This window comes from Actinoplanes sp. GCM10030250, assembly GCF_042666575.1.
Lineage (GTDB): Bacteria > Actinomycetota > Actinomycetes > Mycobacteriales > Micromonosporaceae > Actinoplanes.
The window spans coordinates 40,321-63,415 of sequence record NZ_JBHTDO010000053.1 but is presented as its reverse complement, the minus strand read 5'-3'; the positions used below and the strand labels follow the sequence as shown (position 1 = coordinate 63,415).

Here is a 23,095-nt window from a genome sequence, read left to right as displayed (position 1 = left end):
AAGACAGGCCGGGGTATTGCCATAAATGGCACTGGCTTATCAAGCACCCTGTTGAGTTCTCAAAGAACAACCGCACATCGAAAGAAACCTCAATCAGAGGCCCGCTTTCAAGGCAACCGCTCAAGCTTACCTGGTCGTTGTCGCCGCCCAGAATCCAGGACCCTGTCGGCATCGCCCAAGTGTTTCCCCGGTGAAGGGAAAGAGTGATTTTCTAGCAGACCGGCCGACGATCGTCATCTGATCAGTCCGCCCGGCTCCCTGCTGGCTTAGCCACTCTACCCGGTTGGCCCCGCGGCCGCAAACCCAATTTCTTGGATCGTGCCGCACCACCCGGCGCTGAGTCCAAGCATAGCTCGCTCTCAACGACCCTCGAGTTACCTTCCGGAATGTCACTTTCGTGGCCGTCCGTACCGGTTTCCCGCTGGCAGAGAAGAAGTTACGTGACACAGCGGTGTGACCGCAAATCGACGTTCGTACCCGCCTGGGCGGCGCGGCGGCACATCGCGATAGGAAACCGTGACAGAGTGGCGTCATGGACGCATCCGAGACGCTGGCGGTCGACGCGTTTCTCGGCCTCCTCGTGCCGCTCTGGCAGATCGTGATCGGCCTGCTTGTGCTGGTCACGGTCGTTCTCTCGGTTCACAAGCTGTTTCTGCGCGGCCCCTCCCGGATGGGCGGGGCGCTTCTTCTGGTGGGCGGCGCGGTGGTCGGTCTGGCCGTCGTCAGCTACCTCGTCCAGAGTTTGTGACCCCGGATACATCACCGGCGTAGACGCGGGCGAACCCTTCCCCGAAGGCGCCGAGCAGTACACCGGAAGCGATTCAGAGACGCCGGTTGGCCAGGCTGGGAAGCTCTTCCCGGATGGTGTCGAGCCGCTCCAGGTCCAGATCCGCGATCGTGACGCCCACCGTGTCGGGTGCCTGCGCCACCACCGTCCCCCACGGGTCGATGATCATGCTGCGGCCGAAGCACGTGCGCCCCGGCTCGTGGTCACCGATCTGCCCCGCGGCCAGCACGTAACACTGGTTCTCGATCGCACGTGCACGCAGCAGAACCTCCCAGTGGTCACGCCCGGTGTGCATCATGAAGGCCGCGGGCACCACGAGGATCTTCGCGCCGGCTATCGCGAGCCGCCGGTACAGCTCGGGAAACCGCAGGTCGTAACAGATGCTCAGCCCGACGGGGACGCCGTTCACCGCCGCGACGACGGTGTCCTTCCCCGGTGCGACAGACCGTGACTCTTGGTAGGAGACACGACCGGCGAGCTCCACGTCGTACAGATGGATCTTGCGATATGTCGTTTGGAGCGTGCCGTCAGGCGCGAAGATCAGCGTGGTGTTGAAGGTCCGGCTCTCGTCCGGGCCGATCTCGTGGAACGAGCCGGCGTGCACCCAGATGCCCAGCTCGCGGGCCGCCGTGGCGAAGAACGCACCGAACTCGCCGTCGACAGGTTCCGGCTTGGGCGCGTCGGCGGAGCGGCCGAGGTAGTCGGCATACTCCGGCAGGACGGCGAGCTCGGCACCGCCTGCGGCGGCTCGCTCGAGCAATTCCCGGGCAACAGCCAGGTTGTGGGCACGGTCTTCGCGGGAGTTCAGCTGGCAGACGGCGACGCGCATAAATCTGAGGGTACGACCCACGGAGCACTTACCGCCGGATGAGTCCGCCCCCACTCAAGGCGACACGGAGACGCCCGACTGTCCGAGCGTCCCGGCCCGACACGGAGCCGCGCGACCCTCCAAGCCTCCGACCCCACCCGGCACACCCCGGAAACGCCACCACCGCCGCCCAGACGGGACGGCGGTGGGAAAGAAACTCGGTGGCCCGAGGATCAGGCGGACTTCTCCTCGCGGTCAGGACGACGGCGCCGGCCGACGAACTCGCGCGGGACGATCGTGGGGTTCACATTCTCCAGGACGACCTCCCGGGTGATCACCACGCGGGCGGCATCCGGGTTGCTCGGCACCTCATACATCACGGAGAGGAGGACCTCTTCCATGATCGCGCGGAGGCCACGGGCGCCGGTGCCACGGAGCATGGCCTGATCGGCGATGGCTGACAGTGCACCCTCGTCGAACTCGAGCTCGACACCGTCGAGCTCGAACAGCCGCTGGTACTGCTTGACATACGCGTTGCGCGGCTCGGTGAGGATCTGGATCAGGGCTTCCCGGTCCAGGTTGCGCACGGTCGTGATCACCGGGAGACGGCCGATGAACTCGGGGATCAGCCCGAATTTCAGCATGTCCTCCGGCATGACCCGGCTGAAGATGTCGTCGGTGTTCCGCTCGGAGATCGACCGCAGGCGAGCGCCGAAACCGACGCCGCTCTGACCGACGCGCTGCTCGATGATCCGATCCAGCCCGGCGAACGCGCCACCGACGATGAACAGCACGTTCGTCGTGTCGATCTGGATGAACTCCTGGTGCGGGTGCTTCCGGCCGCCCTGAGGCGGAACGTTCGCCACCGTGCCCTCAAGGATCTTCAGCAGGGCCTGTTGCACACCCTCGCCGGAGACGTCCCGGGTGATCGACGGGTTCTCACTCTTTCGAGCGATCTTGTCGACCTCGTCGATGTAGATGATGCCCTGCTCGGCGCGCTTGACGTCGTAGTCCGCGGCCTGGATGAGCTTGAGCAGGATGTTCTCGACGTCCTCGCCGACATAACCGGCCTCGGTCAGCGCCGTGGCGTCCGCGATGGCGAACGGCACGTTCAGCATGCGGGCCAGGGTCTGCGCCAAGTGCGTCTTACCGCACCCGGTGGGGCCGATGAGCATGATGTTCGACTTGGCGACCTCGACGTCGCTCCCGCCGCCGGGTGCGCCGTTCGACTCCGCCTGGATGCGCTTGTAGTGGTTGTAGACCGCGACGGAGAGTGCTTTCTTCGCCTGCTCCTGGCCGACAACGTAGTTGTCGAGGAACTGGCAGATCTCCATCGGCTTGGGAAGCTCTTCCCACTTCACCTCGCCGGTCTCGGCCAGCTCCTCTTCGATGATCTCGTTGCAGAGATCGATGCACTCGTCGCAGATGTAGACCCCTGGGCCCGCGATGAGCTTCTTGACCTGCTTCTGCGACTTGCCACAGAAGGAGCACTTTAGTAGGTCGCCACCGTCGCCGATCCGTGCCACCTACGTTCTCCTTGCTTTGGATGCCGGCCGTCAACCGGTCATGTCCGAGGCTGATTGCCCCGTTGCCATCTCATCGTCCGCCGACCCGCGTAACTGAGGCTGCGGACTCGACGTTACCCGCAAAGGGGCTGTTCTCCGACCCCCCAAAACGGGCGTGTCAGGGGTCGGCCAGTTTAGCTGCACCCGGCCGGCCCCTGACATCGCACTCCCGTGTTCAGACGCCGGCGGTCTGAAGGCTCTTCTTGCGGGTCGCCAGGACGACGTCGACCAGGCCGTACTCCTTGGCCTCGTCCGCCGTCATGATCTTGTCGCGATCGATGTCCTTGCGAACCTTCTCGAGCGGCTGGGTGGAGTGGTGCGAGAGCATCTCCTCCAGCTGCGTACGCATGCGCATGATCTCGCGGGCCTGGATCTCGATGTCCGAACCCTGGCCGTAACCACCCTCGGTAGCCGGCTGGTGGATGATGATCCGCGAGTGCGGCAGCGCCATCCGCTTGCCCGGGGTGCCGCCGGCGAGCAGCACCGCGGCCGCGCTGGCCGCCTGGCCGAGGCAGACCGTGCTGATGTCGGGACGCACATACTGCATGGTGTCGTAGATCGCCGTCATCGCGGTGAACGAGCCACCGGGCGAGTTGATGTACATCAGGATGTCGCGGTCCGGGTCGGTGCTCTCCAGTGTCAGCAGCTGGGCCATCACGTCGTTGGCCGACGCGTCGTCCACCTGGACGCCGAGGAAGATGATCCGGTCCTCGAACATCTTGTTGTACGGGTTCGACTCCTTGACACCCCACGAGGTGCGCTCGGAGAACGAGGGCAGCACGTAGCGGTTGTGCACCGGAGCGAACCCGGGAGGCATGGAAAGGTCGGTCATGGTTCAGCTCCTCAGTTCAGCGTTCCGGCGCCATCCGGGACCTGCGTGGCCCCGGTGATCACCTTGTCGATGAAGCCATAGTCCTTGGCTTCGGTTGCCGTGAACCACCGGTCACGATCGAAGTCAGCCGCGATCTGCTCCGGAGACTGTCCCGTGTGGTGGGCGATCCGCTCCTGGAACATCCGCTTGGTGTACAACATCTGCTCCGCCTGGATGGCGATGTCAGCAGCTGTACCGCCCATGCCGCCGGACGGCTGGTGCATCATGATCCGGGCGTGCGGCAGGGCGTAACGCTTACCGGCGGCGCCGGCGCAGAGCAGGAACTGCCCCATCGACGCGGCCATGCCCATCCCGACGGTGGAGACGTCGTTGTCGATGAACTGCATCGTGTCGTAGATCGCCATGCCCGAGTAGACGGAACCACCGGGCGAGTTGATCCAGAGGTTGATGTCCCGCTCCGGGTCCTCGGCGGAAAGCAGGAGCAGCTGCGCGCAGATACGGTTGGCGACCGCATCGGTCACCTCGCTGCCGAGGAGGATGATGCGCTCACGAAGCAGGCGGTTGTAGACCGAATCGTCGAGGTTGCCACTGAGTGCTTCGCCCCGCCTCAGCGAGGGGCTCGCGGGGATGTGGAGATCGGTCATGGCAGCCCTTCACAGCTGACTGTGTCGGCCGAGCTTCCGGCCGGCAAGTTGTCCGTCGTACGACCAACCTAACTGGTCGGATGCGCATCAGCTTCCCGCTCGGGCAGGTGTTCGCTGACAGCGCACGCGCGTCGGTCGTACCCAAGAAATGACACCGGCCACCGCGCAGCGAAAGCGCTGCACGGTGGCCGGCCATGCTCAAACGTCAGTGATTGCTCGTCAGTGATTGTGCCCCGCGTGCTCGTCGTCGCCGTTGCGCAGGTCATCGAGGGAAAGCGTGTTGCCCTCGGTGTCGGTCATGGTGACCTGCTCCATCAGCGAGGCGAGCGCCTTGCCCCGGCGCACGTCACCGAAGACGGCGGCCGCGGCACCCGAGCGGACCAGCTGGTCGTAGTACTGCTGGGGCTGCATCTGGGCGCGCTGTGCCCGGTGCACGATCTCGTGCCCGAACTCGTCGTCGGTGACCTGAACGTCCTCGGCGTCGGCGACGGTGTCGAGCAGCAGCTGGATCCGGACGCCCTCCTGGGCCGCCTCGGTCAGCTCCTGGTCGATCTGCTCCTCGGTCTTCTCCTCCGAGGCGAGGTAGTCCTGCAGGGTCGCGCCGATCCGCTCCAGCTGATCGGTCATCGCCTGCTTGCGACCATCGACCTCGTCCTTGACGACGCCCTCCGGAGCCGGGATGTCGGCGGCCTCGACGAGCTGCTTGAGCGCCTCGTCACGGGCCGCGTAGATCTGCTCGACCTTCTTCACCCGGCTGAGCCGCTCGCGCAGGTCGCCCTTGAGCTCCTCGAGAGTGTCGAACTCGCTCGCCAGCTGCGCGAACTCGTCGTTGATCTCGGGCAGCTGCTTGTCCTTGACGGTTCGCACGGCGACCTTCACGTCAGCGTCACGGCCGGCGAAGTCGCCGCCCACGAGCTGGGTGGTGAACTCCGCCTCCTCGCCGGCGGAGAGGCCGACGAGCACCTCATCCAGGCCCGGCAGCAACTGCTTGCTGCCGACCTCGTGCGAGATGTTGGTGGCCGAGCCGCCCGGCACCTCTTCGCCGTCGACGGTGGCGTTGAGGTCGAGCTGAACGTAGTCGCCCTCCGCAGCCGCACGCTCCACGGTCTTCAGGGTCGCGAACCGCTCACGCAGGCCGTTGATCTGCTCATCGATCTCGGTGTCGCCGATCTCAACCGCCGGAACCTCGACCTTGATCGTCGACAGGTCCGGAACGGTGATCTCCGGGCGCACGTCGACCTCGGCCGTAAACTTCAGCGGCGCGTTGTCAGCGAACTCCGTGATCTCCACCTCGGGCCGGCCGAGCGTCTTGACGTCGTGTTCCTGGACCGCGGCGAGGATCTGCTGGGGGATCGCCTCCTGGACGGCCTCATTGAGAACCGCGCCCCGGCCCACCCGCTGGTCGATGACCGCGGCCGGCACCTTGCCCTTGCGGAACCCGGGCACCTGCACCTGCGCGCCGATCTCCCGGTACGCCTTCTGCAGGCTCGGCTTGAGCTCGTCGAACGGCACCTCGATGGCGAGCTTCACCCGAGTCGGGCTCAGAGTCTCGACGGTGCTCTTCACAGGCGTACTCCTTGTTGCTGCGGATAGATAGTGGCAGTCGGGGTGGCGGGATTTGAACCCACGGCCCCTCGCTCCCAAAGCGAGTGCGCTACCAAGCTGCGCCACACCCCGTGGCGACGGCCAGTGTATGCGGTCGGCTCACCCGCGTGTGCGCTGGAGTCACCTGGTGGGGAATCCGGTTCGCGCGGACGGTAGATGATTCAGTAAGCTGTGCTCGAGCCCCGGGCGATCTCGGGGCTCATGCGGGCGTAGCTCAATGGTAGAGCCTCAGTCTTCCAAACTGATTACGCGAGTTCGATTCTCGTCGCCCGCTCAGAGACATCGGCCCTGGTCAGGAGGAAATTTCTCCTACCAGGGCCGACGTGTTTCACCCCTTAGTGGATCTTGCGTGCCATTAGCCGCGCTTCTTGGGCTTGCCGGGCTTCCTGGCCTTCGGGGGCCGGATGCCCTTGGCGATCCACTTGTCCATGCTGTCGGCTATCTCGCGGTCCCGGTCGCTGGTGGCGTGGCCCATCCGGTGCATCAACTCGCGGTCACCACATATCCGTTGCGGTTCGGGCGGCGGCCGTTGGGCTCAAGGCCTGGCCAGCCGCAGGGGGCCTACGGCTTGACGGCGATCCGTCCCGGGCCGAGGGGAATCAGCAAAAGGCGCGAGCCAGTCTCCGCGATGAATTCGTCGACCGCCTGCTTCGCGCCCTGGAAACTGCCGTAGTCGTCGACGATCAGGACGCCGCCGGGTACCAGCCGGTCGTACATGGTCAACAGCTCGTGGCGGGTGGACTCGTACCAGTCCGTGTCCAGGCGCAAGATCGCAATTTCGTCCGGAGCCTGCTCGGGCAGAGTCTCCTCGACCGGGCCCTTTATGAAGTGGATCTTGTCGTCCGGGTACGGGATCTGCTCGAACCCATGCTTCACGTCCTCAAGGCTCGCGACCGCCCAGATCCTCGCGGTTTTGGGCTGACCATCCAGCAGCTCAGAGACCGGCTTTCCGCTGAAGGTGAGATCCTTGTCGGTCGGCGGCGTCATTCCCTCGAACGTGTCGAAGAGGTAGAGCTCTCGCGAGGTGTCGCCGATCGCGTCCAGCGTCCGCGCGACGATGTGCATGCTGCCGCCCCGCCACACCCCGCACTCCACGATCGCGCCGGGAATCTCGTTCTCGACAACGTAGCGGGTGGCCAGGTACAGCGCGTACTTCTTCTCCTTGCGGGTTCTCGTGTACGGCGCCGCGGCGCGGATGATCGGCAGCGCCATCTCGTCGTAGTCGACGGGAAACTCCGGCTTGGACGTCGCAGGCCCACGAGCCGATGCCTTGCCGTTCTTGTTCGGATGTGCGCGAACGATCCGGTATCCCGTCGTCTTGACCAGGGCCTTGTTGACGCGGGATCTCCATGCCATGGCCGCCATGCTAGTTATCCGGCCCGTCGCACCACCAGCGTTGCGGCATTCCGCCGGTCGCGGCCTCGGGATTTTCTTTGCCACCCGCGCGGGACCAAAAGGAAGCGATCGACGTGGGCGCCTCGTGGCTCGCGTGGCCCATCCGGTGCATCAGTCCTGGGTGCGCCGCTGATTCGGCGGGCCGAGCTCCGGTGGGAACGCGATCTTTGGAGCGGCCCTGGCGACGGCATGCGCCTTTCGGGCGGAGAGCCGCTTCTGAGCGGCTCTCCGCGCGCGGACTCTCGCGGGATGAGCGGGCGGCGGGGGCGTTGCAAACGACAGTAGGCGCGCACGCAACGCCGTCCACCCACGCCCCCAACGACAGCCAGCTCGCACACAACCCGACCGTGCGCTTCTACCCACGCCGGAGCAATAACCAGCTCTCACACAACCTCACCGTGCGCGCCTGGTACCCCCGCCAGACACTCCCGGGGGTGAAAGTCCCGAATGCTGACGTGGTCCATCCGGCGCCTCAGCTCCCGGGCGCTGGCATCGGACGGCGCCGCGATGTTTGTTGCTGGACTTCCCGCCACACGCGGGTCAGTCGGGGCGACGCTCGCCGCCCGCGTCGTTCAGGCCGTCGACGAGCATCTCCGCCTCGTCTACCGAGATGACCATCGTGATGCTGAGCAGCTCGACCGCCTGCTCCCGCTGCCCGGCCTCCACGAGTGCCGCGATCCGGAGCCAGGCGAACGTGTCGGCCATGGCGTCGATCTTGCCGCCGGGCGCCGACGGCCACCCCTCCGGCGGAGCAGTGGCGTCCTGAGCCGACCGGTCTCCCGCCACGAAATCCGAAAATCCCGCGCCGGGTGACCCAGCAGACGCATCCGCAGCAGACGCACCGGAAGTCGGCGCGTCAGGAGTGGCTTCGGGAGTGGCTTCGGGAGGGGCTTCGGGAGGGGCTTCAGCAGGGGCGGAAGCACGGGTGGAAGCACGCGAGGCGGCTTCGTGAAGGCGGGCGCCGGCGATCCGGGTGGCCGCGTCCCGCAGGTGGGTATCCGCGTCCGGGGACGCAGCGGCGGCGGCCCGTGCCTCCATCTCACGTACCTGGGTGCCCAGCAGGTCCTAGCGGCCGCTGCGGCGGCGCAGGATCGCCGTGATCACCGCGATGAGCGAGGCCGCGGCGAAGAACCCGACAACCAGCTCCAGCAGGCTCGCGTCAGTGCCACCGGGACTCATGAGGTCAGGCACCCTCGAGCGGGGTCACGATCGGCAGGTTCGGGTCGACGATGTCGCAGTACGCGGATGCCGGATCAACGGCCACCGAGCTGCCATTTCTCTTGGAGGCCGACATGCATCGACAGTAGCCGGTATGGCTTTCACGCGGGAACTCGAAGCGGCCGGACCGCAGCCCGGCCACAAACAGGCGAAAAGCCTCTACGTCCGGCTCATCGGCACCTGGGTGGTTCTCCCCTAACGGACGCACGGTGACGCCGATCGGGTGTCCCGGCGAGGACGGCGACATCGTCCAGGAGGGCAGCCGCCTCGACGGCACCGGGGTTCGCTGCTTTTCACCGACCTCACAGACGGCAGTTTCCGCTGGCTGGGATATCAACGGGCGGCCGAGGAGGACCCGTGGGATCTGGAGCAGGAGATGCTGGCACGTCGCCGGCCGTTGACAGGTGACCAAAAGGTCACATAACTTGGTGTCATGACGGACGACGACCGGGTGTTCAAGGCCTTGGCCGACCCGAGCCGCCGTTTCCTGCTTGATCTGCTCTTCGCGCGTGACGGCCGCACGCTCACCGAGCTGGAGTCGGAGCTGGAGATGACCCGGTTCGGCGTCGCCAAGCATCTGAAGGTGCTCGAGGAGGCGGGTCTCGTCGTCGTGCGCCGGTCGGGCCGCGAAAAGCTGCACTTCCTCAACGCCGTCCCGATCCGGCAGATCCACGACCGGTGGATCGACAAGTACACCGAGCACCACGTCACGACGCTGATCGATCTCAAACGAACGTTGGAGGACGAGTCATGAGCACCACGCAGGTCTACCGCATCTGGATCAAGGCTTCCGCTGACCGGATCTGGACGGCGATCACCGACCCGAAGTGGAACGAGCGCTACGGCTATGCCGCGCCCCAGCACTACGAGCTCAGGAAGGGCGGCCGCTACCACTCCACGGCCAACCAGGGAATGAAGGACTACGCCGCCGCCAACGGCTTCGAGATGCCCGAGGTCATCGGCGACGGCGAGGTCCTCGAAGCCGAGCCGCCGCGCCGGCTGGTGCAGACCTGGCGGATGCTGATGGACCCGACGACCGCCGCCGAGCCGTTCACCACTGTCACCTACGAGATCGACGACTCCGGCCCGGGCGTCTGCCGGGTCACCGTCACCCACGAGCTGACCGGCGCGCCGGCCACCGCGGCGATGGTGCAGGGCAGCCCGGAGGCGGGCGGCGACGGTGGCGGCGGCTGGGCGTGGGTGCTCAGCGACCTCAAGTCGCTCCTGGAGACCGACAAGGCACTCGCCGACGCCTGAGCGGGTCATCATGACCGGCCCGCGCCTCACCGGCGCGGGCCGCGACTACATGCCGATAGCGGAGTTGAGCTGATCGATCCCATGCTGAGCCAGTTGCTGCACCTCGTTCCGCGCGGCGTTCGTGGCGATCGGCATCAGGAAACCGCGGAGACCGGCAACCGCCCGGCGCACCCGGCGCGGCTCCGGTTCCGGGTTGCCGACCTCGGCGAGCACCTCGTTCGCCGCGTCCTCGGCGTCCCGCAGATCCTCCGGGGCCAGGCCGAAAGCCGGGAGTTCCCGAATGATGGCGGCCACCGCCTCGGCCAGCGGCTCGAATCCGGGAGCGACCTCCTGGACCGAGTGATGCTGCGTCACGTCACGGTTGCCCCACGCCCACTGCCCGCCCGTGGCGTTCCCGTGGATCACCGGGCCGTTGTTGACCGTGGAACCGTACCCACGCTGATCGCGGAGATAGCCGGCGATGTCCCCCGCCCAATCGGTGACACAGTCCATGCCGTCGGTCGTGATCTCGGCACGGACCGGTCCGCGGACCTGGGCCACCTCCACCCCCTTGATCAATCCTTTGTGCGACAGGTACTCGGCCGCTTCCTGAACCTCAGCCACGACGAACCGGGCACCTTCCCAGGTTGCGCCGTCGTCCTTCACGAATTGATCGGTGATCGGCATATGGGCTCGCTCCGCCCGCTGCTCGAAGAACCAGCGCAACAGGCCCGCACGGCAGGCGCGGGCTCGCTGAGCCGGCTCGGCGATTGTTTGATCTCCAGAGCCGTCATAGTGCCGCATGATGGATCTTCCTGATAGTTGGTGACCCGCCGACAGGCATCGTACGAGGCGATGTCATCCGCCCAGACTGTTGCCGATGATCGAAAGGCGGTTGGAGGCATTCAACTGCGCTCGGTCGCGAATCGGCCGCAGCGCATTGTCGATAGAGGCGAGCCGGTGACGGTAGGTCAGGATCAGATGTGCAGAAATTGAGGTCAGAGCGGCCAGAACCGCGATTGCGGTCAGCCAGCCGGTCCATCCCGCAATGGCGCTCGACGCCATCAGCGTCAGACCACCGACCGAGAAGGCAGCCCAAAGAAGAAATACCCACAGGAAATTCGCCATGACGGTCTCCAGGCGGTCCACCAGTGGATCGGCGAAGTCAAAGGCGTCATAGATGTCGTTGATGAACGCAAAGAACGCGAGGGCCAGGGCCGGAATAACGAGAATCGCGAGCACAACGCTGAAGATGCGTGAGCCCCATGGCCAGAACCCGAATACGGTTCCGAACGTGCGCGCGGTTCCCAGTCCGACCAGGGCGGCGACCAACAGCCCGGAGGAGAGGTAGGCACCCAGTTTCAGGGAGCCCGGCTTGGGTGGGTCGTCCTGCACCGCCAGCCACTGCTCCTTGGACGCTCGCGGTTGGAACCGGCAAAAGATCCGTACGATGGCCTCGACATAGGTCCGGTCGTCCAGCATGCCGATTATCCGCTTTCGATATGGATGCACTTCATGGGCGTCGAGGATGTGATCGCACACCGAGGCGACGCGAGCCGGCATCGTCGTCTGGTAGAACTCGCTCAAGGCTCGCTCGCCCGCCGACCAATTTGGAAACTGTCGAACGTTGAGTCCGAGCGACTCGAACTCACGCATCAATTGATCGCTCGGAGTGGTGTCCTCAGAAGTCGTCTCGGACACCGCCACGACGATGCCGAGGGGAATCGCCAATCTTGGGTCTATACGCTCCACGCCGTGCGGGATGTGCTCGATGTCACCGTGATCAATGAGGTAGGCGATACGCCCGGCGATGATCCGAAGCTTTTCGGACCCGCTTTGATGGAACGGCTGCCACACCCAATCCAAACATCTGCTGTCCGGACGAATGGTGACATCGCTCAGGATCAGGCCTGCTTCTATCTCAGAATTCTGGATTAGCGTCGCCAGATGCCAGGCGGATCGCAGCGCACTGGCATCGTCGTCCCAGAGCATGGAGGCGAGCGCCTCGCTCGCTGCCGGTGTACCGACAACCGCTAGATCGTCAAGGGCCGGGAGCGAGCCCGCTCGTGCCAACGACGTCAGCGCGGTTATCGCTTGCTCACCCATGGACCGCAACGCCGCGCGAGCTCGCTGGTCGCCGGCTGCGGTGAGCCGGGAGAGAAAGTCCGCTGCCTGGGGGATCCGTGTGCCTGCGAGAGCCGCCATCGACCATCGCGCCGTCGAGGGCGGACCGTGTTCCGCCTGCGCCACCAAGAGGCTGAAGACGAACTCGCCCCGTGGCCGACCATCGGCTGCAACGGCCGAGAAGGCGGCCGCCACCGCTCGTTCGTCCCAACCTTGTGTCGTCGCGGCATGCAACGACTCGGTGATCACCTGCCGGGCGAAAATGTCGTCGATACGTTTCGCCTCAGCCAGGCATTCCAGTGCGAGAAGCTGATCCTCGCGGCGCCCGGTGGCCAGGATCCGTTGCACCACTTCGGTGCAGTCTCGGCTTGAGGCACCGCACCAGAGCTTGACCGTCTCCCGCCAGGCTGAGCGATCCGCGAAGTAACGGTAAAGCAGTGTATCGGGCTGCGCCGTCAATTCCACCGCGGCGAGATACTCCTGCAAAGTCAGATGCGGAAAAGCGTAACGCGAACTACGCCGGTCAAGCCGGACCAGCAGCTGGCTACGCTGATCGATCTCGTCGATCAGGGGTTTCGCATGCTCCGGCCCCATGTTGAGATCCGGCAATATCTGCTTCGTGATAGCGATGAGTTGTGCACCGTCAATCGACCTTCGATCCGGATGACTTGCGGGAGTGTCCTGAAGCGTCAGAGCGATACGCTGCAGCACTGCGAGTTTGTCCTGCCAGTCGTAGACGGAGATGGAGTGGTGCCGTACCAGATCATGGTCTCGTCGCAGTAGGTGGTCGATCGCCATCTCGTAGAACGCCGGCCGGGACCCCGGCAAGCTGCGCCGGCTCTTGGCCAGTACTTCGGTGTGGATGTACGCGATCATGGTGAGCAGGAGCGGGCTCGCCGCCAGGCGCATCAGGTTCTGGTTGTGCTGGAGGTCGGAGAAAAGCTTCGTGGAGTCCGACGCCGTCATTCCCGGCCAGTTGCTCAAGAATCGCCGGATGTTCGCGTCGTCGAAGTCCGCCACCTGCACATGTTCGACGAACTCGGTCTGAAGTTGTCCGAAGTACGCAGCCGTACGGCAGGTGACCAGCATCTGGCAACCCGAATAGGCGCGGGCGAAATCTTTCAGCAGGTTCGCCACTCGGCGCTGGTCATCCTGCCCCACCTCGTCCAGCCCGTCGAGCAGAAGCGCCAGCTTGCCTTCGCGGAGCGAGATGTCGAGCAGTACCGGGTTCATCCGGACGTCGTTGCGCGCCAGTTCGTCGCGAATCAACTGATCGAGAGGCACCTCGTTGCCGTTGCAACGATGCAGATCGATGAAGACCGGGAGTCGGGCCGTTCTGGGCGTGTTGTCGCCGGCCCAAATCAGCATCGAATGCTTGAGCAGCATGGATTTCCCGGCCCCTGGAGGCCCTAGAATGACGACGCGCATCTGTCGGCGCAGCCATTCGTAGACGTCCCGCCGTTCGCCGCCGGCCTGATATTCGAGCGGGACGTATATCTTCATCACGTCCACAGTGCTCATCCCGGTTTGCTCATTGACGAATCCGAGACGGTGCCTTGCGAAATTCTCCCGGACAGCCTTGCGATACTGCCCGACCAGGCGGCTACGCAGCGGACGACCGGAGGCGGCCCGGGCGAAGCGGCGGGAGAGCACCTGCATTACCCGACTCGAGGATCTTTTCGCAAGCCAGGTCACCAGTATTGTCAGCGAGACGACAAGCAGCCCTACCCACAGCACGCGCCAAAGATCATCGCCATTCACGAACGTATTATGCAAATTTGATCATGCAATGGGCAACTCGACCCTTTCGTGAAACCCTGTCACATTCATTCATTGCTTCTGGATCTTTATTTTCACGCTCCACCGCCCGGCACCAGACGTTGCTGCCGGGCGGTGAAGCGGGTCCGGTCCAACCCCGGGATTCAGCCCGGCTTTCAGCGCCGGGGTTCAGCCCACGTAACGGCGGGCGGTGGAGCGGCGCTGGGTCTCATCCAGGCGGCCGAGCCGGGCTTCGACGACGGCTGGGCGGGGACGGCGTTCGGCGAGCAGCCAGCCCAGGCCGCGGACCGCGTCGAGGGCGCCGAGCAAGGAGGTGCGGTCGCGGGGGACGGTTCGGGCCAGGAAGGCGGTGCGGCGTACGGCGGGACCGACCGGCCGCCGCAGCCAGGTGAACCAGAGCGTGTTGCGCAGCCCGACCCGGCGCCGGTGGGTGGCGTCGCGCAGCACCGAAGCCCGGTGGTGCACGGTGAGGTCCTCCAGGTAGCAGAGCTCCCACCCGGCGCTGAGCAGGTCGGTGGCGAGCAGCTCCTCCTCGCCGCCGAGCCAGAGCCGGTCGCTGAACCCGCCGGCCGCCTCGAACGCGTCCCGCCGTACCACCGAGGCACCCGCCAGGAAGCTGCCCAGTGCCGGGCCCGGCAACCAGTCCGGGCCGGGCACCGGCGAGTCTCGCAGCTCCGCCACGATCGGGTCCTCCACGCCGGCGGGCTCCACCACGATCCGGGCGTTGAGCAGGGCCAGCCGCGGGCAGGCGTCCAGCACGTCGGCGGCCCGGGTCAGGGAGCCGGGACTCCACCAGGTGTCGTCGTCGCAGAACGCGACATAGGGAGTGTGCATACGCCGTACCCCGATGTTGCGACCCACGGCACCGAGGTTCGCGCTCAGGGCGACCACCTCGAATTCCGGGAACTGCTCCCGGACCGCGCCCGCGGTCCCGTCGGTGGAGCCGTTGTCGACGAGCACGACCTGCGGGCGTTCCGGTAGGTCGCGCAAGCGCTGCAGGCAGGCGAGCGCCTCGTCGCGTCGCTGCCAGGTGATGACGACAACGCCGACCCGCTGATCCCCCATGGAACCGCCCCTTTCGTGACGGCGCCTCGGTTACCCCGGATCTGGCGATTCGCACCTGGTTATTCGCTGGTGTCCTGGGCAAGCGTTCCTTGGTAAGGCCGTACACGACTGAAGGGGCGGTGCCGGATGGATCCGCGTAGCAAGTACCCGAAGCCCGAACTGGACGGCGGCGACCTGGAGCCGCCGGGCCTGACCTCGCAGATGCCGGACCGGCCGGACCACGGCGAAGAGACCTACAAGGGCAGCGGCAGGCTGACCGGCCGGAAAGCGGTGATCACCGGCGGCGACTCGGGAATCGGGCGGGCGGTGGCCATCGCGTACGCCCGGGAGGGTGCCGACGTCCTCATCTCCTACCTGCCCGAGGAGGAGACGGACGCTCAGGACACCGTGCAGTGGATCCAGAAGGCCGGCCGTAAGGCGGTGGCGGTGCCCGGTGACATCCGCGACGAGGCGCACTGCCGGTCGATCATCGAGACCGCGCGGACCGAGCTTGGTGGCCTGGACATCCTGGTCAACAACGCGGCCTATCAGATGGCGCAGCCGGGCGGGATCACCGACATCACCGACGAGCAGTTCGACCGGGTGATGAAGACCAACCTGTACGCGATGTTCTGGCTCTGCCGAGCCGCGGTGCCCCACCTGCGACCCGGTGCCACGATCATCAACACGGCTTCGATCCAGGCGTACCAGTCGTCGAGCGCGCTGCTGGACTACGCCACCACCAAGGGCGGCATCGTCGCGTTCACCAAGGCGCTCGCCGAGGACCTGGCCGACAAGGGCATCCGGGTCAACGCGGTCGCGCCCGGGCCGATCTGGACGCCGCTCATCCCGGCCACCATGCCCGAGGAGAAGGTCAAGTCGTTCGGCGCCGACACCCCGCTCGGCCGTGCCGGACAGCCGGCCGAGTTGGCGCCCGCGTATGTGTACTTCGCCAGCCCGGAGTCCAGCTACACCACCGGCGAGGTACTCGGCATCACCGGCGGCAAACCAGTCAGCTGATTACCCCGCCGCTCCCCCGGGCCGCCGGCCCGAAACAGCTGGCTGGCTCTCAGCGGTGCTTTTTGGCCTTGAAGGCACCGCTCACGCCCAGCTGGCCGGCCCGGCTGGCTCTCAGCGGTCACTTTGCGGCCCGAACACACCACTCACGCCCAGCTGGGCGGCTCGGCTGGCTCTCAGTGGTGCCTGACGGCCCCGGAGACAACGCTCACGCCCAGCCGGCTCGGCTGGGCGTGAGGGTGGAGGGGGGTCAGGCGAACATGCCGGTCACCCAGTGGAAGGCGGTCATCACCCACTCGGTCTGGCGGAGGTGGGCGAACCCGACGCCGACCAGGAAGAGCCCGGCGACCATGTGTGAGCCGCGGGCGGTGTGCCGCGTCCGGCCCATCTGCCGTTCCAGCACGAGGCGGCCGACCAGGCGGGACAGTGCGAACACGCCCGCGGCCACGCACACCGTCACCACGAAGACGATCGCCGCCGTGACGATCGAGCCTTGGGACGACAGCACCCAGATGCCCCAGCAGACGAAGGCGAAGATCAGCGCGGCGTTGCTCCACTCACTGCCCCGGCGCAGCCGGCGGATGTGCCAGCTCAAGCTTCGCGGCTCGCGCACGGAGGAACCGTGCTCCTCCGGCCAGCCCGTCCCGGTCGGCTCGTGCTCGGCGCTGAACTGCTGCGTGCGCGGGGTGACCTGAGCCCGGCCCCGGCTGAACGGCGACTGGTCCGGAACCGGAGGCTGCGGCGCCACTGCCGAACGCGACCCGCCCTGCCCCTGCGACCCGCCCTGCCCCTGCGACCCGCCCTGCCCCTGCGACCCGCCTTGTCCCTGCGGCCCGCCGCGTCGTTGCGGCCCGGATTGACCCTGCGGCCCGGATTGACCCTGCGGCCCTGCCTGACCCTGCCGGCCTGCCTGGCCCTGCGGCCCACCCGGACCCTGGCCCTGCGGCCCACCCGGACCCTGGCCCTGCGGCCCACCCGGACCCTGGCCTTGGGAGTGCGGACCCGCCGGCGAGCGCGGCGCGTCGAACGGTGTGGTGGGCGGCGCCGACTGTGCCGTCGGCTGGTCGGCCCACGGGTCCTGCGGCGGCATGTCGAGCGTCCGCTCGGACCACTGCGGTTGCTCCGGCATGGTTCCCCTCTCGGCCTGCTTACTGCGACGGCGTCATGTCGAGCGTAGCGAGCCAACAAATAGGTCGCCCTCGCACACATCAGTCCGTTACACACAAGCCATGAAGGATGCGTTGCGGCTGCGGCCCGGGACACCCGACGATTTCCCGGCGATCGTCGATCTGCTCGACACGGTGTTCCATGAAGAGCTCGTTCCGGAGCATCGAGAAGCCAGCGCGGCCGTCTTCGAGGCGGAGCGCTCGCTGGTGGTGGAGGACGCCGGTGCGGTGGTCGCGCACACCAACATCCACAGCAGGGACTTCACGGTGCCCGGCGCCATCGTGCCCGCCGCTCATGTGACTGGTGTCGGCGTGCTGCCCACGCATCGACGGCAAGGTCTGATGACGCGGATGATGCACCGGCAGCTGCGGGATGTGGCCGAGGCCGGCCGGGAGCCGATCGCCGTTCTGTGGGCGAGCGAGACCAAGATCTACCCCAGATTCGGGTACGGGGCGGCGTCCGCCCGACTCAGCTTCTCGATCATGAATCGTGAGGTTCGTCTCCCCGCTCCGCCGGCCGAGCCCGCCGGGCAGCTCCGGATGGGCGACCCGCACGACCTGCTTCCCGCCATCAGCAAGGTCTACGAGCAGTTGCGTCCCGGCCAGGTCGGCTGGTCCAGCCGGGATGAGCGCTGGTGGCGGACCGTTCTCACCGATCCGAAGGATGACAGGGACGGCGCGACCAAACGGTGGGCCGTGGTGCACGAGGGCTCCGGCGGCCCGACCGGTTATGCCATGTGGCGCGTCAAGGACGGCTGGAACGATTACGGCTCCAACGCCGAGGTGCAGGTCCGCGAGGTGGCCGCCGCCGACCCGGAGACCTATCTGGCGCTGTGGCGCTTCCTGCTCGGCATCGACCTGAGCCGCTCGGTGATCATGCGCCTCGCCTCGGTCGACGAGCCCCTGCAATACCTGGTTGACGAGCCCCGGCGGCTGGGCCCGGCGCTTCTCGACGGTCTCTGGGTCCGCATCGTCGACCTGCCGGGTGCCCTCGCCGCCCGGCGCTACGCCGCTCCCGTCGACGTGGTGCTGGACGTCACCGATCCGCTGCTGGAGCAGAACACCGGCCGCTGGCGGCTCACCGGCGGTCCGGACGGCGCCACCTGCGAACGCACCACCGACCCCGCCGACCTGGCCTGCACGGTGACCGAGTTGGGTGCCGCCTATCTGGGCGCCACGTCGCTCGCCGCGCTCGCCGCGGCCGGGCGGGTCCGGCAGCTCACCGGCAACGATCCGGCCGTCGCGTTCGGCTGGCACCGGATGCCGAGTCCCGCAGAGGTGTTCTGAGGTGCCCGCCGCGGCGGTACCGTCGGCGTCATGGGTCACCCCGAACGCCGGCGCCGCCGCGTGCGCCCCTCCTCGACAAATGCCGAGCCGGCCACCGCGGAACCCGCCACCGCGGAACCCGCCACCGCGGAACCCGCCACCCCGGAACCGGCCACCGCAGCAGTCGCCACCGCGGAACTCGCCACCCCGCCACCTGCCGCCCCAGCGCCACCCATCCCGGCGCCTCCGACCCCAGCGCCACCCATCTCAGCGCCTCCGACCTCAGCGGCACCCATCTCAGCGCCTCCGACCCCAGCGGCACCCATCCCAGCGCCGCCCCGGTCGGTGGCCCAGGTTCCAGGGCCGCCGGTACTCGTTCCAGCACCTCCGGTGCATGCGACGCCCGTTCCGACACCGCCGCCAGGACCAGGGCCGGGCGTGGCAACCGTGGTGACGCCGGACGCCGATGGCACCAGCGCGTCGGCAGCCGACACCCGAACACCGGACCGGTCGCCGCAACGGCCGGCCCGCAACGGTTTCGGGCGGCGGCCCACCTCCGGAGCCGGCGCGGGGGCCGACGAGCGAGATACCGAACGCGGGCTGCGCGGCCTGGTCGGTTCGGGATCCTCGCAGGTCAGCGTGGGCGCCGCGCTGCGGGCACGTGACGCCGCCCGGCCGAGCGACGAACAGCTCGCCGAAGCCGACCGAGACCTTGTGATCGTCCGCCGCAACTGGCTGCCCCGCGAGGACCTGCCCCGCCGCTGACCCCGCAAAGGCGCCCCGGCAAAGGCGAGCCCCGCGAAACAGAGCCGCGAACAGAGCCGCGAAACAGAGCCGGGGCCGCCAGCGCGGGGCCAGGCAGCGCGGGGCCAGGCAGCGCGGGGCCGGGCAGCGCGGGCCAGGCAGAGCGGGCAGAGCAGGGCCGGGAGAGGCCGATCAGGCGGCGGGCGCACTCTCCGGCAGCTCGGGAAGCTCGCGCGCGACCTCGTACTCCGCAAGCTGGTCGATCCGGCGGGCGTGCCGCTCGTTACCCGAGAACGGAGTGGCGATGAACGCCTCGACGAACGCGGTGGCCTCGTCCAGGGTGTGCTGGCGGGCACCGATCGCGATCACGTTGCTGTCGTTGTGCTGGCGGGCCAGCTCGGCGATCTCGGTCTTCCAGGCGAGCGCCGAGCGGACGCCGGGAACCTTGTTCGCCGCGATCTGCTCGCCGTTGCCGGAGCCGCCGATCACGATGCCGAGCGAGCCCGGGTCGGCGACCACCTTGGCACCGGTGTGGAAGCAGAACGCCGGGTAGTCGTCCTCGGGGTCGTAGGAGTGCGGTCCCACGTCCACCACATCGTGCCCCTGTTTGATCAGATGGTTCACCAGGTGCATCTTCAGCTCGAAGCCGGCGTGGTCGGAACCCAGGTAGAGGCGCATATCGGAAGTCTTTCAGAAGGTGAGGGCCGAACGCAGGGCGGACGCCACCTGATCCGCCGCGGCCCGGGCAGCGTCGATGGTGGCCAGCTTGCGGGCGAAGCCGTGGTTCACGCCCATGTATCGGGAGTGCACCACCGGGACGCCGGCGGCGATCAGCGCGTCGGCGTAATCGGCGCCTTCGTCGCGCAACGCATCGTACTCCGCGGTGATCAGCAGAGTCGGCGGCATTCCGGACAGATCATCCACCGCGAGCGGCGCCACGTCGGGGGTGAGCCGCTGCATCGGGTCGGGTGCGAAGGTCTCCCACGCCAGCCGCATCGAGGCGCGGTCCAGGCCGTACTCGCCGACCTCGTCGTACGACTCGGCGGAGGTGAGCGGGTCCAGTGCCGGGTAGATCAGCACCTGGAAGTCGAGCGGGGTGGCGGCGTCGCGCTGGCGGCGGGCGGTGACCGTGGCGAGCTGACCGCCGGCGCTGTCACCGCCGATCGCCAGCCGGGACACGTCCACACCGAGGCTCGCGCCGTCCCGGCGCAGGTAGGAGAGCACGGTCGCGGCGTCGTCGAGCTGGGCCGGGTGGACGTGTTCGGGGGCGAGCCGGTACTCCACCGACACCACCGCGCAGCCGGACCGGTCCGCGACCCGCCGGCAGAACCGGTCCACGGTCTCCACGCTGCCGTAACACCAGCCGCCGCCGTGCAGGTAGACCAGGACCGGCGATCCAGCCCTGGTCGCGTACAGGCGGCAGGGCACACCGTCGGCGTCGAAGTCGGCGACGACCGGCAGCGGCAGCGCCGGGCCGGTCTCCGCCTCGTTCGACTCCTCCATCGCCGCACGCGCGCCGAGCAGACGCTCGTACGGCTCCGCCGCCAGCTCCTCGGCCGAGGGACGGCGGCGGAGCTCGGCGGCGGCAGTGACCTGGGGGTGCAGCATCAGTCGAGCTGGGCCACGACGAGACCGCCCCGTGCCTTGGGTGTGAACCAGGTGCTCTTGCGGGGCAGCTTCAGCCGTTCCAGGTTCACCTCGACGAAGTCGTCGACGGTGACCGGGGCGATCAGGATGGCCAGCTCGGCGTGCCCGGCGTCCACCTCGCCGCGGAGCCACTCGACCGGGTAGTCACCACCGATGTAGGCGATCCGCTTGTCACCGGGGTCCAGGCCCAGCGAGTCGCGCAGCAGGACGCGCTCGACGAGGGCGTGGTCCAGGTTCTCCACCGACGTCCCCGCCGGGTCGGAGGGCAATCCGACAGCGAACGAGCGGCCCCCCGCGTACACCTCGATGTTGCCCTTGGCGGGCAGCTCGGCGACACGCGGCAGCTCGGTGACCGTCGCACCGGCCTTGCGCAACCGCTCCAGAAGCTCGTCGAGCGACGCGGGAAGCTCGCTGACCAGGCGGTTGTAAGGCTGAATGGCCACCGATGCGGGCGTCGTCACGACGGCCAGGAAGCGCGGCAGGCCGCCGGTCTGCGCGGCGAGGCTGCGGTGGTTGCCGTCGGCGACCACGAGTTCGCCACCGCCGGCCAGCTCGAGGAGCCGGTTCTGCAGTTCGCCGGCGCCGACCACCCAGATGGCGTGGGTCCGCCCGGTCGGGTCGAGGTCGGTGGCGTCGGGCTCGCCCGCCTTGCCGGTCGCGTCGGCGAGCGCCGCGTGCAGTTCCTCGCCCTTGCCGGTCTGCAACAACAAGACCGGAGAGAGCAGGGATTTCGTACGGTCAGCCAGCGCGACCCGCTCGCGGACCTTGCTGATGAAAACGTCCTCGTTGCGGATCACCAGGCCCGGCTCGTCGGCGCTGGTGGAGATCTGCGAGGTCTCGACCATGCTCCAGAGGCCGTAGGCGGGCGCCTCACCCGGAGCGGTGATGCGGTAGAGCACCACGACGTGCTCCGCCGGCCGGTACCGGCCCTCGGCCTTCTCCCGCTCCAGGCGGACAGCGGCGTCCGGGAGCGAATCGGCGAAGGTCTTCCCGAGCGAGTCGGGCGCGAGGTGCGGCATTTCCACGGCCAGCGCGCTGTGCGGGTTGGCCGAGATGATCTCGGTGATTTCGGCGTCGTCGGCGAACTCGTCATAATTCTGGGCCCCGGTACCGCCATTGGTGATCCAGGCCCGGCTGATCGGGTGCACGACCGTCATGGGGGGCAACTTACCCGGCGAGCCTGCGATGCCTACCAACCGGCATGTTCCCGCGTGACCTGCTCAACTGGGCCTTCCGGTGCGGATTCACCGGCCGTTCCACCGGCTTCGCCGTCACGAACACCGGAGGCGCCACCATAATCGCCACATCAGGGGGCAGATCCGCCCAGTCACCGCGCTGGACACCGATGGTCGACGTCGCCACCGATTCGCTCTCCGACATGCCCGCCTCCGCGTTGGATGAGGTGTACATCACCTCATCCAACGACCGGTGGACGGCGAAGAGTCGCACTTTTGAGGGGTTGCCCCTCAACCGCAACCGAGGTGTCTCAGTCGAAGATGGGGTCGAGGTCCCGGCTGCGCTTGAGTTCGTAGAAGCCCGGGGTCGCGGCGACCAGAACGACACCGTCCCAGAGCTTGCCCGCCGCCTCACCCTTCGGGGCCGGGGTGATGACCGGGCCGAAGAAGGCGACGGTCTCGCCCGGGTTGGGGCCCGGCGCGTGGATCACCGGAGTTCCGACGTCGGTGCCGACCGGCTTCATCCCGGCGTTGTGGCTGGCCCGCAGCGCCTCGTCGCGGGCGTCGGTGCCGGCCGCGGCGGCCAGCGCCGGGTCGAGGCCGGCCTCGGTCAGCGCCTCGGTGTAGAGCTTCTCGTCGTCGATCTCGTACTTCTGCAGGTGGATGCGGGTGCCGAGCGCGGTGTAGAGGTCACGCAGCACCTCCGGGCCGGCCGCCTCCGCGGCGGCGATGCAGACCCGCACGGGGCCCCAGCCCTTGGCCAGCATTTCCTTGTAGCGCTCCGGGAGCTCGTCGCGTCCCTCGTTCAGGACGGACAGGCTCATCACGTTGAACCGGATGTCGAGGGGGCGGACCTTCTCCACCTCGAGCAGCCAGCGGGAGGTGATCCAGGCCCACGGACAGAGCGGGTCGAACCACATGTCGACGGTGGCGCGTTGAGTCATTCTTCGATGATCCTCCTTCATCGGTACCCGGTCGGGGTGAGTTACGTCGCCGTCGCCGCATAGGCTGCGAGACAAACGCAGTCAGCTCGAAGGAGAGTG

23 protein-coding genes and 2 tRNA genes are annotated in these 23,095 nt (G+C 67.5%); 7 read left to right on the top strand and 18 right to left on the bottom strand.

Features of this window, described 5'->3' with window-relative positions; genetic code table 11:
- Nucleotides 1–532: 532 nt before the first annotated feature.
- Nucleotides 533–748: a hypothetical protein gene (locus ACFQV6_RS41035; protein WP_378033128.1), complete on the top strand. Its 216-nt coding sequence runs from the start codon at nt 533–535 to the stop codon at nt 746–748.
- A gap of 73 nt (nt 749–821) precedes the next feature.
- On the opposite strand, the gene ACFQV6_RS41030 is transcribed toward ACFQV6_RS41035, so the two are convergent.
- From ACFQV6_RS41030 to ACFQV6_RS41005, 6 genes are all read right to left on the bottom strand, one after another.
- Nucleotides 822–1,616 (bottom strand): carbon-nitrogen hydrolase family protein, encoded by a 795-nt coding sequence (locus ACFQV6_RS41030; RefSeq protein ID WP_378033127.1) that lies wholly within the window; start codon nt 1,614–1,616, stop codon nt 822–824.
- A gap of 212 nt (nt 1,617–1,828) precedes the next feature.
- Nucleotides 1,829–3,121 carry an ATP-dependent Clp protease ATP-binding subunit ClpX gene (clpX, locus tag ACFQV6_RS41025; protein WP_378033126.1) on the bottom strand — a complete coding sequence of 431 codons (1,293 nt, stop codon included), beginning with the start codon at nt 3,119–3,121 and terminating at the stop codon, nt 1,829–1,831.
- Between the two features lie 214 nt (nt 3,122–3,335).
- Entirely contained in the window at nt 3,336–3,992 is a 657-nt protein-coding gene (locus ACFQV6_RS41020) for an ATP-dependent Clp protease proteolytic subunit (RefSeq protein WP_378033125.1), read from the bottom strand.
- A gap of 11 nt (nt 3,993–4,003) precedes the next feature.
- Complete coding sequence (locus tag ACFQV6_RS41015; RefSeq protein WP_378033124.1) at nt 4,004–4,636, bottom strand: ClpP family protease; 633 nt, start codon at nt 4,634–4,636, stop codon at nt 4,004–4,006.
- Nucleotides 4,637–4,855: 219 nt separating this feature from the next.
- Complete coding sequence (tig, locus tag ACFQV6_RS41010; protein ID WP_378033123.1) at nt 4,856–6,202, bottom strand: trigger factor; 1,347 nt, start codon at nt 6,200–6,202, stop codon at nt 4,856–4,858.
- A 37-nt stretch (nt 6,203–6,239) separates the two neighbouring features.
- Nucleotides 6,240–6,313 (bottom strand) — tRNA-Pro (locus ACFQV6_RS41005).
- Between the two features lie 131 nt (nt 6,314–6,444).
- Between ACFQV6_RS41005 and ACFQV6_RS41000 the strand changes: the two genes are divergently transcribed.
- Nucleotides 6,445–6,515 (top strand) — tRNA-Gly (locus ACFQV6_RS41000).
- A gap of 81 nt (nt 6,516–6,596) precedes the next feature.
- Here the strand turns inward: ACFQV6_RS41000 and ACFQV6_RS40995 are convergent.
- The 3 genes from ACFQV6_RS40995 to ACFQV6_RS40985 all read right to left on the bottom strand — a co-directional run bounded on the left by ACFQV6_RS40995 (nt 6,597) and on the right by ACFQV6_RS40985 (nt 8,422).
- Nucleotides 6,597–6,725, bottom strand: coding sequence for a hypothetical protein (locus tag ACFQV6_RS40995; RefSeq protein ID WP_378033122.1), 129 nt, complete (start codon nt 6,723–6,725; stop codon nt 6,597–6,599).
- 77 nt (nt 6,726–6,802) lie between these two features.
- Nucleotides 6,803–7,597 (bottom strand): TylF/MycF/NovP-related O-methyltransferase, encoded by a 795-nt coding sequence (locus tag ACFQV6_RS40990; RefSeq protein ID WP_378033121.1) that lies wholly within the window; start codon nt 7,595–7,597, stop codon nt 6,803–6,805.
- A gap of 579 nt (nt 7,598–8,176) precedes the next feature.
- Complete coding sequence (locus ACFQV6_RS40985) at nt 8,177–8,422, bottom strand: hypothetical protein (protein ID WP_378033120.1); 246 nt, start codon at nt 8,420–8,422, stop codon at nt 8,177–8,179.
- Nucleotides 8,423–9,287: 865 nt separating this feature from the next.
- Between ACFQV6_RS40985 and ACFQV6_RS40980 the strand changes: the two genes are divergently transcribed.
- On the top strand, nt 9,288–9,608 hold the full coding sequence (locus tag ACFQV6_RS40980) for an ArsR/SmtB family transcription factor (RefSeq protein WP_378033119.1): 321 nt from the start codon (nt 9,288–9,290) through the stop codon (nt 9,606–9,608).
- Complete coding sequence (locus ACFQV6_RS40975) at nt 9,605–10,111, top strand: SRPBCC domain-containing protein (RefSeq protein WP_378033118.1); 507 nt, start codon at nt 9,605–9,607, stop codon at nt 10,109–10,111. Before ACFQV6_RS40980 ends, ACFQV6_RS40975 begins: the two co-directional genes overlap by 4 nt.
- A 45-nt stretch (nt 10,112–10,156) precedes the next feature.
- On the opposite strand, the gene ACFQV6_RS40970 is transcribed toward ACFQV6_RS40975, so the two are convergent.
- The 3 genes from ACFQV6_RS40970 to ACFQV6_RS40960 all read right to left on the bottom strand — a co-directional run bounded on the left by ACFQV6_RS40970 (nt 10,157) and on the right by ACFQV6_RS40960 (nt 15,058).
- On the bottom strand, nt 10,157–10,894 hold the full coding sequence (locus tag ACFQV6_RS40970; RefSeq protein WP_378033117.1) for a hypothetical protein: 738 nt from the start codon (nt 10,892–10,894) through the stop codon (nt 10,157–10,159).
- A gap of 54 nt (nt 10,895–10,948) precedes the next feature.
- Nucleotides 10,949–13,975 carry an NACHT domain-containing protein gene (locus ACFQV6_RS40965; RefSeq protein WP_378033116.1) on the bottom strand — a complete coding sequence of 1,009 codons (3,027 nt, stop codon included), beginning with the start codon at nt 13,973–13,975 and terminating at the stop codon, nt 10,949–10,951.
- A gap of 186 nt (nt 13,976–14,161) precedes the next feature.
- The gene (locus ACFQV6_RS40960) at nt 14,162–15,058 is read right to left on the bottom strand and encodes a glycosyltransferase family 2 protein (protein ID WP_378033115.1); all 897 of its coding nucleotides are present in this window, start codon (nt 15,056–15,058) and stop codon (nt 14,162–14,164) included.
- A gap of 126 nt (nt 15,059–15,184) precedes the next feature.
- On the opposite strand from ACFQV6_RS40960, the gene ACFQV6_RS40955 reads away from it, so the two are divergent.
- On the top strand, nt 15,185–16,057 hold the full coding sequence (locus ACFQV6_RS40955; RefSeq protein WP_378033114.1) for an SDR family oxidoreductase: 873 nt from the start codon (nt 15,185–15,187) through the stop codon (nt 16,055–16,057).
- A 247-nt stretch (nt 16,058–16,304) separates the two neighbouring features.
- Here the strand turns inward: ACFQV6_RS40955 and ACFQV6_RS40950 are convergent, their stop codons facing one another.
- A complete protein-coding gene (locus ACFQV6_RS40950) occupies nt 16,305–16,802 on the bottom strand; it encodes a DNA-directed RNA polymerase II (RefSeq protein ID WP_378033113.1) in 498 nt (165 codons plus the stop codon).
- A 481-nt stretch (nt 16,803–17,283) separates the two neighbouring features.
- On the opposite strand from ACFQV6_RS40950, the gene ACFQV6_RS40945 reads away from it, so the two are divergent.
- Nucleotides 17,284–18,507, top strand: coding sequence for a GNAT family N-acetyltransferase (locus ACFQV6_RS40945; protein ID WP_378033112.1), 1,224 nt, complete (start codon nt 17,284–17,286; stop codon nt 18,505–18,507).
- A gap of 35 nt (nt 18,508–18,542) precedes the next feature.
- On the opposite strand, the gene ACFQV6_RS40940 is transcribed toward ACFQV6_RS40945, so the two are convergent.
- Nucleotides 18,543–18,692, bottom strand: coding sequence for a hypothetical protein (locus ACFQV6_RS40940; RefSeq protein ID WP_378033111.1), 150 nt, complete (start codon nt 18,690–18,692; stop codon nt 18,543–18,545).
- A gap of 241 nt (nt 18,693–18,933) precedes the next feature.
- On the opposite strand from ACFQV6_RS40940, the gene ACFQV6_RS40935 reads away from it, so the two are divergent.
- On the top strand, nt 18,934–19,251 hold the full coding sequence (locus ACFQV6_RS40935) for a hypothetical protein (RefSeq protein ID WP_378033133.1): 318 nt from the start codon (nt 18,934–18,936) through the stop codon (nt 19,249–19,251).
- A gap of 171 nt (nt 19,252–19,422) precedes the next feature.
- Here ACFQV6_RS40935 and ACFQV6_RS40930 read toward each other — a convergent pair whose 3' ends face one another.
- The 4 genes from ACFQV6_RS40930 to ACFQV6_RS40915 all read right to left on the bottom strand — a co-directional run bounded on the left by ACFQV6_RS40930 (nt 19,423) and on the right by ACFQV6_RS40915 (nt 22,996).
- On the bottom strand, nt 19,423–19,908 hold the full coding sequence (locus ACFQV6_RS40930; RefSeq protein ID WP_378033110.1) for a ribose-5-phosphate isomerase: 486 nt from the start codon (nt 19,906–19,908) through the stop codon (nt 19,423–19,425).
- A gap of 12 nt (nt 19,909–19,920) precedes the next feature.
- Entirely contained in the window at nt 19,921–20,838 is a 918-nt protein-coding gene (locus ACFQV6_RS40925) for an alpha/beta hydrolase (protein WP_378033109.1), read from the bottom strand.
- A complete protein-coding gene (locus ACFQV6_RS40920; RefSeq protein WP_378033108.1) occupies nt 20,838–22,034 on the bottom strand; it encodes a DUF1015 family protein in 1,197 nt (398 codons plus the stop codon). The genes ACFQV6_RS40925 and ACFQV6_RS40920 overlap by 1 nt, the downstream gene beginning before the upstream one ends.
- Before the next feature lie 329 nt (nt 22,035–22,363).
- Nucleotides 22,364–22,996, bottom strand: coding sequence for a DsbA family protein (locus ACFQV6_RS40915; RefSeq protein WP_378033107.1), 633 nt, complete (start codon nt 22,994–22,996; stop codon nt 22,364–22,366).
- Nucleotides 22,997–23,095 lie beyond the last annotated feature (99 nt).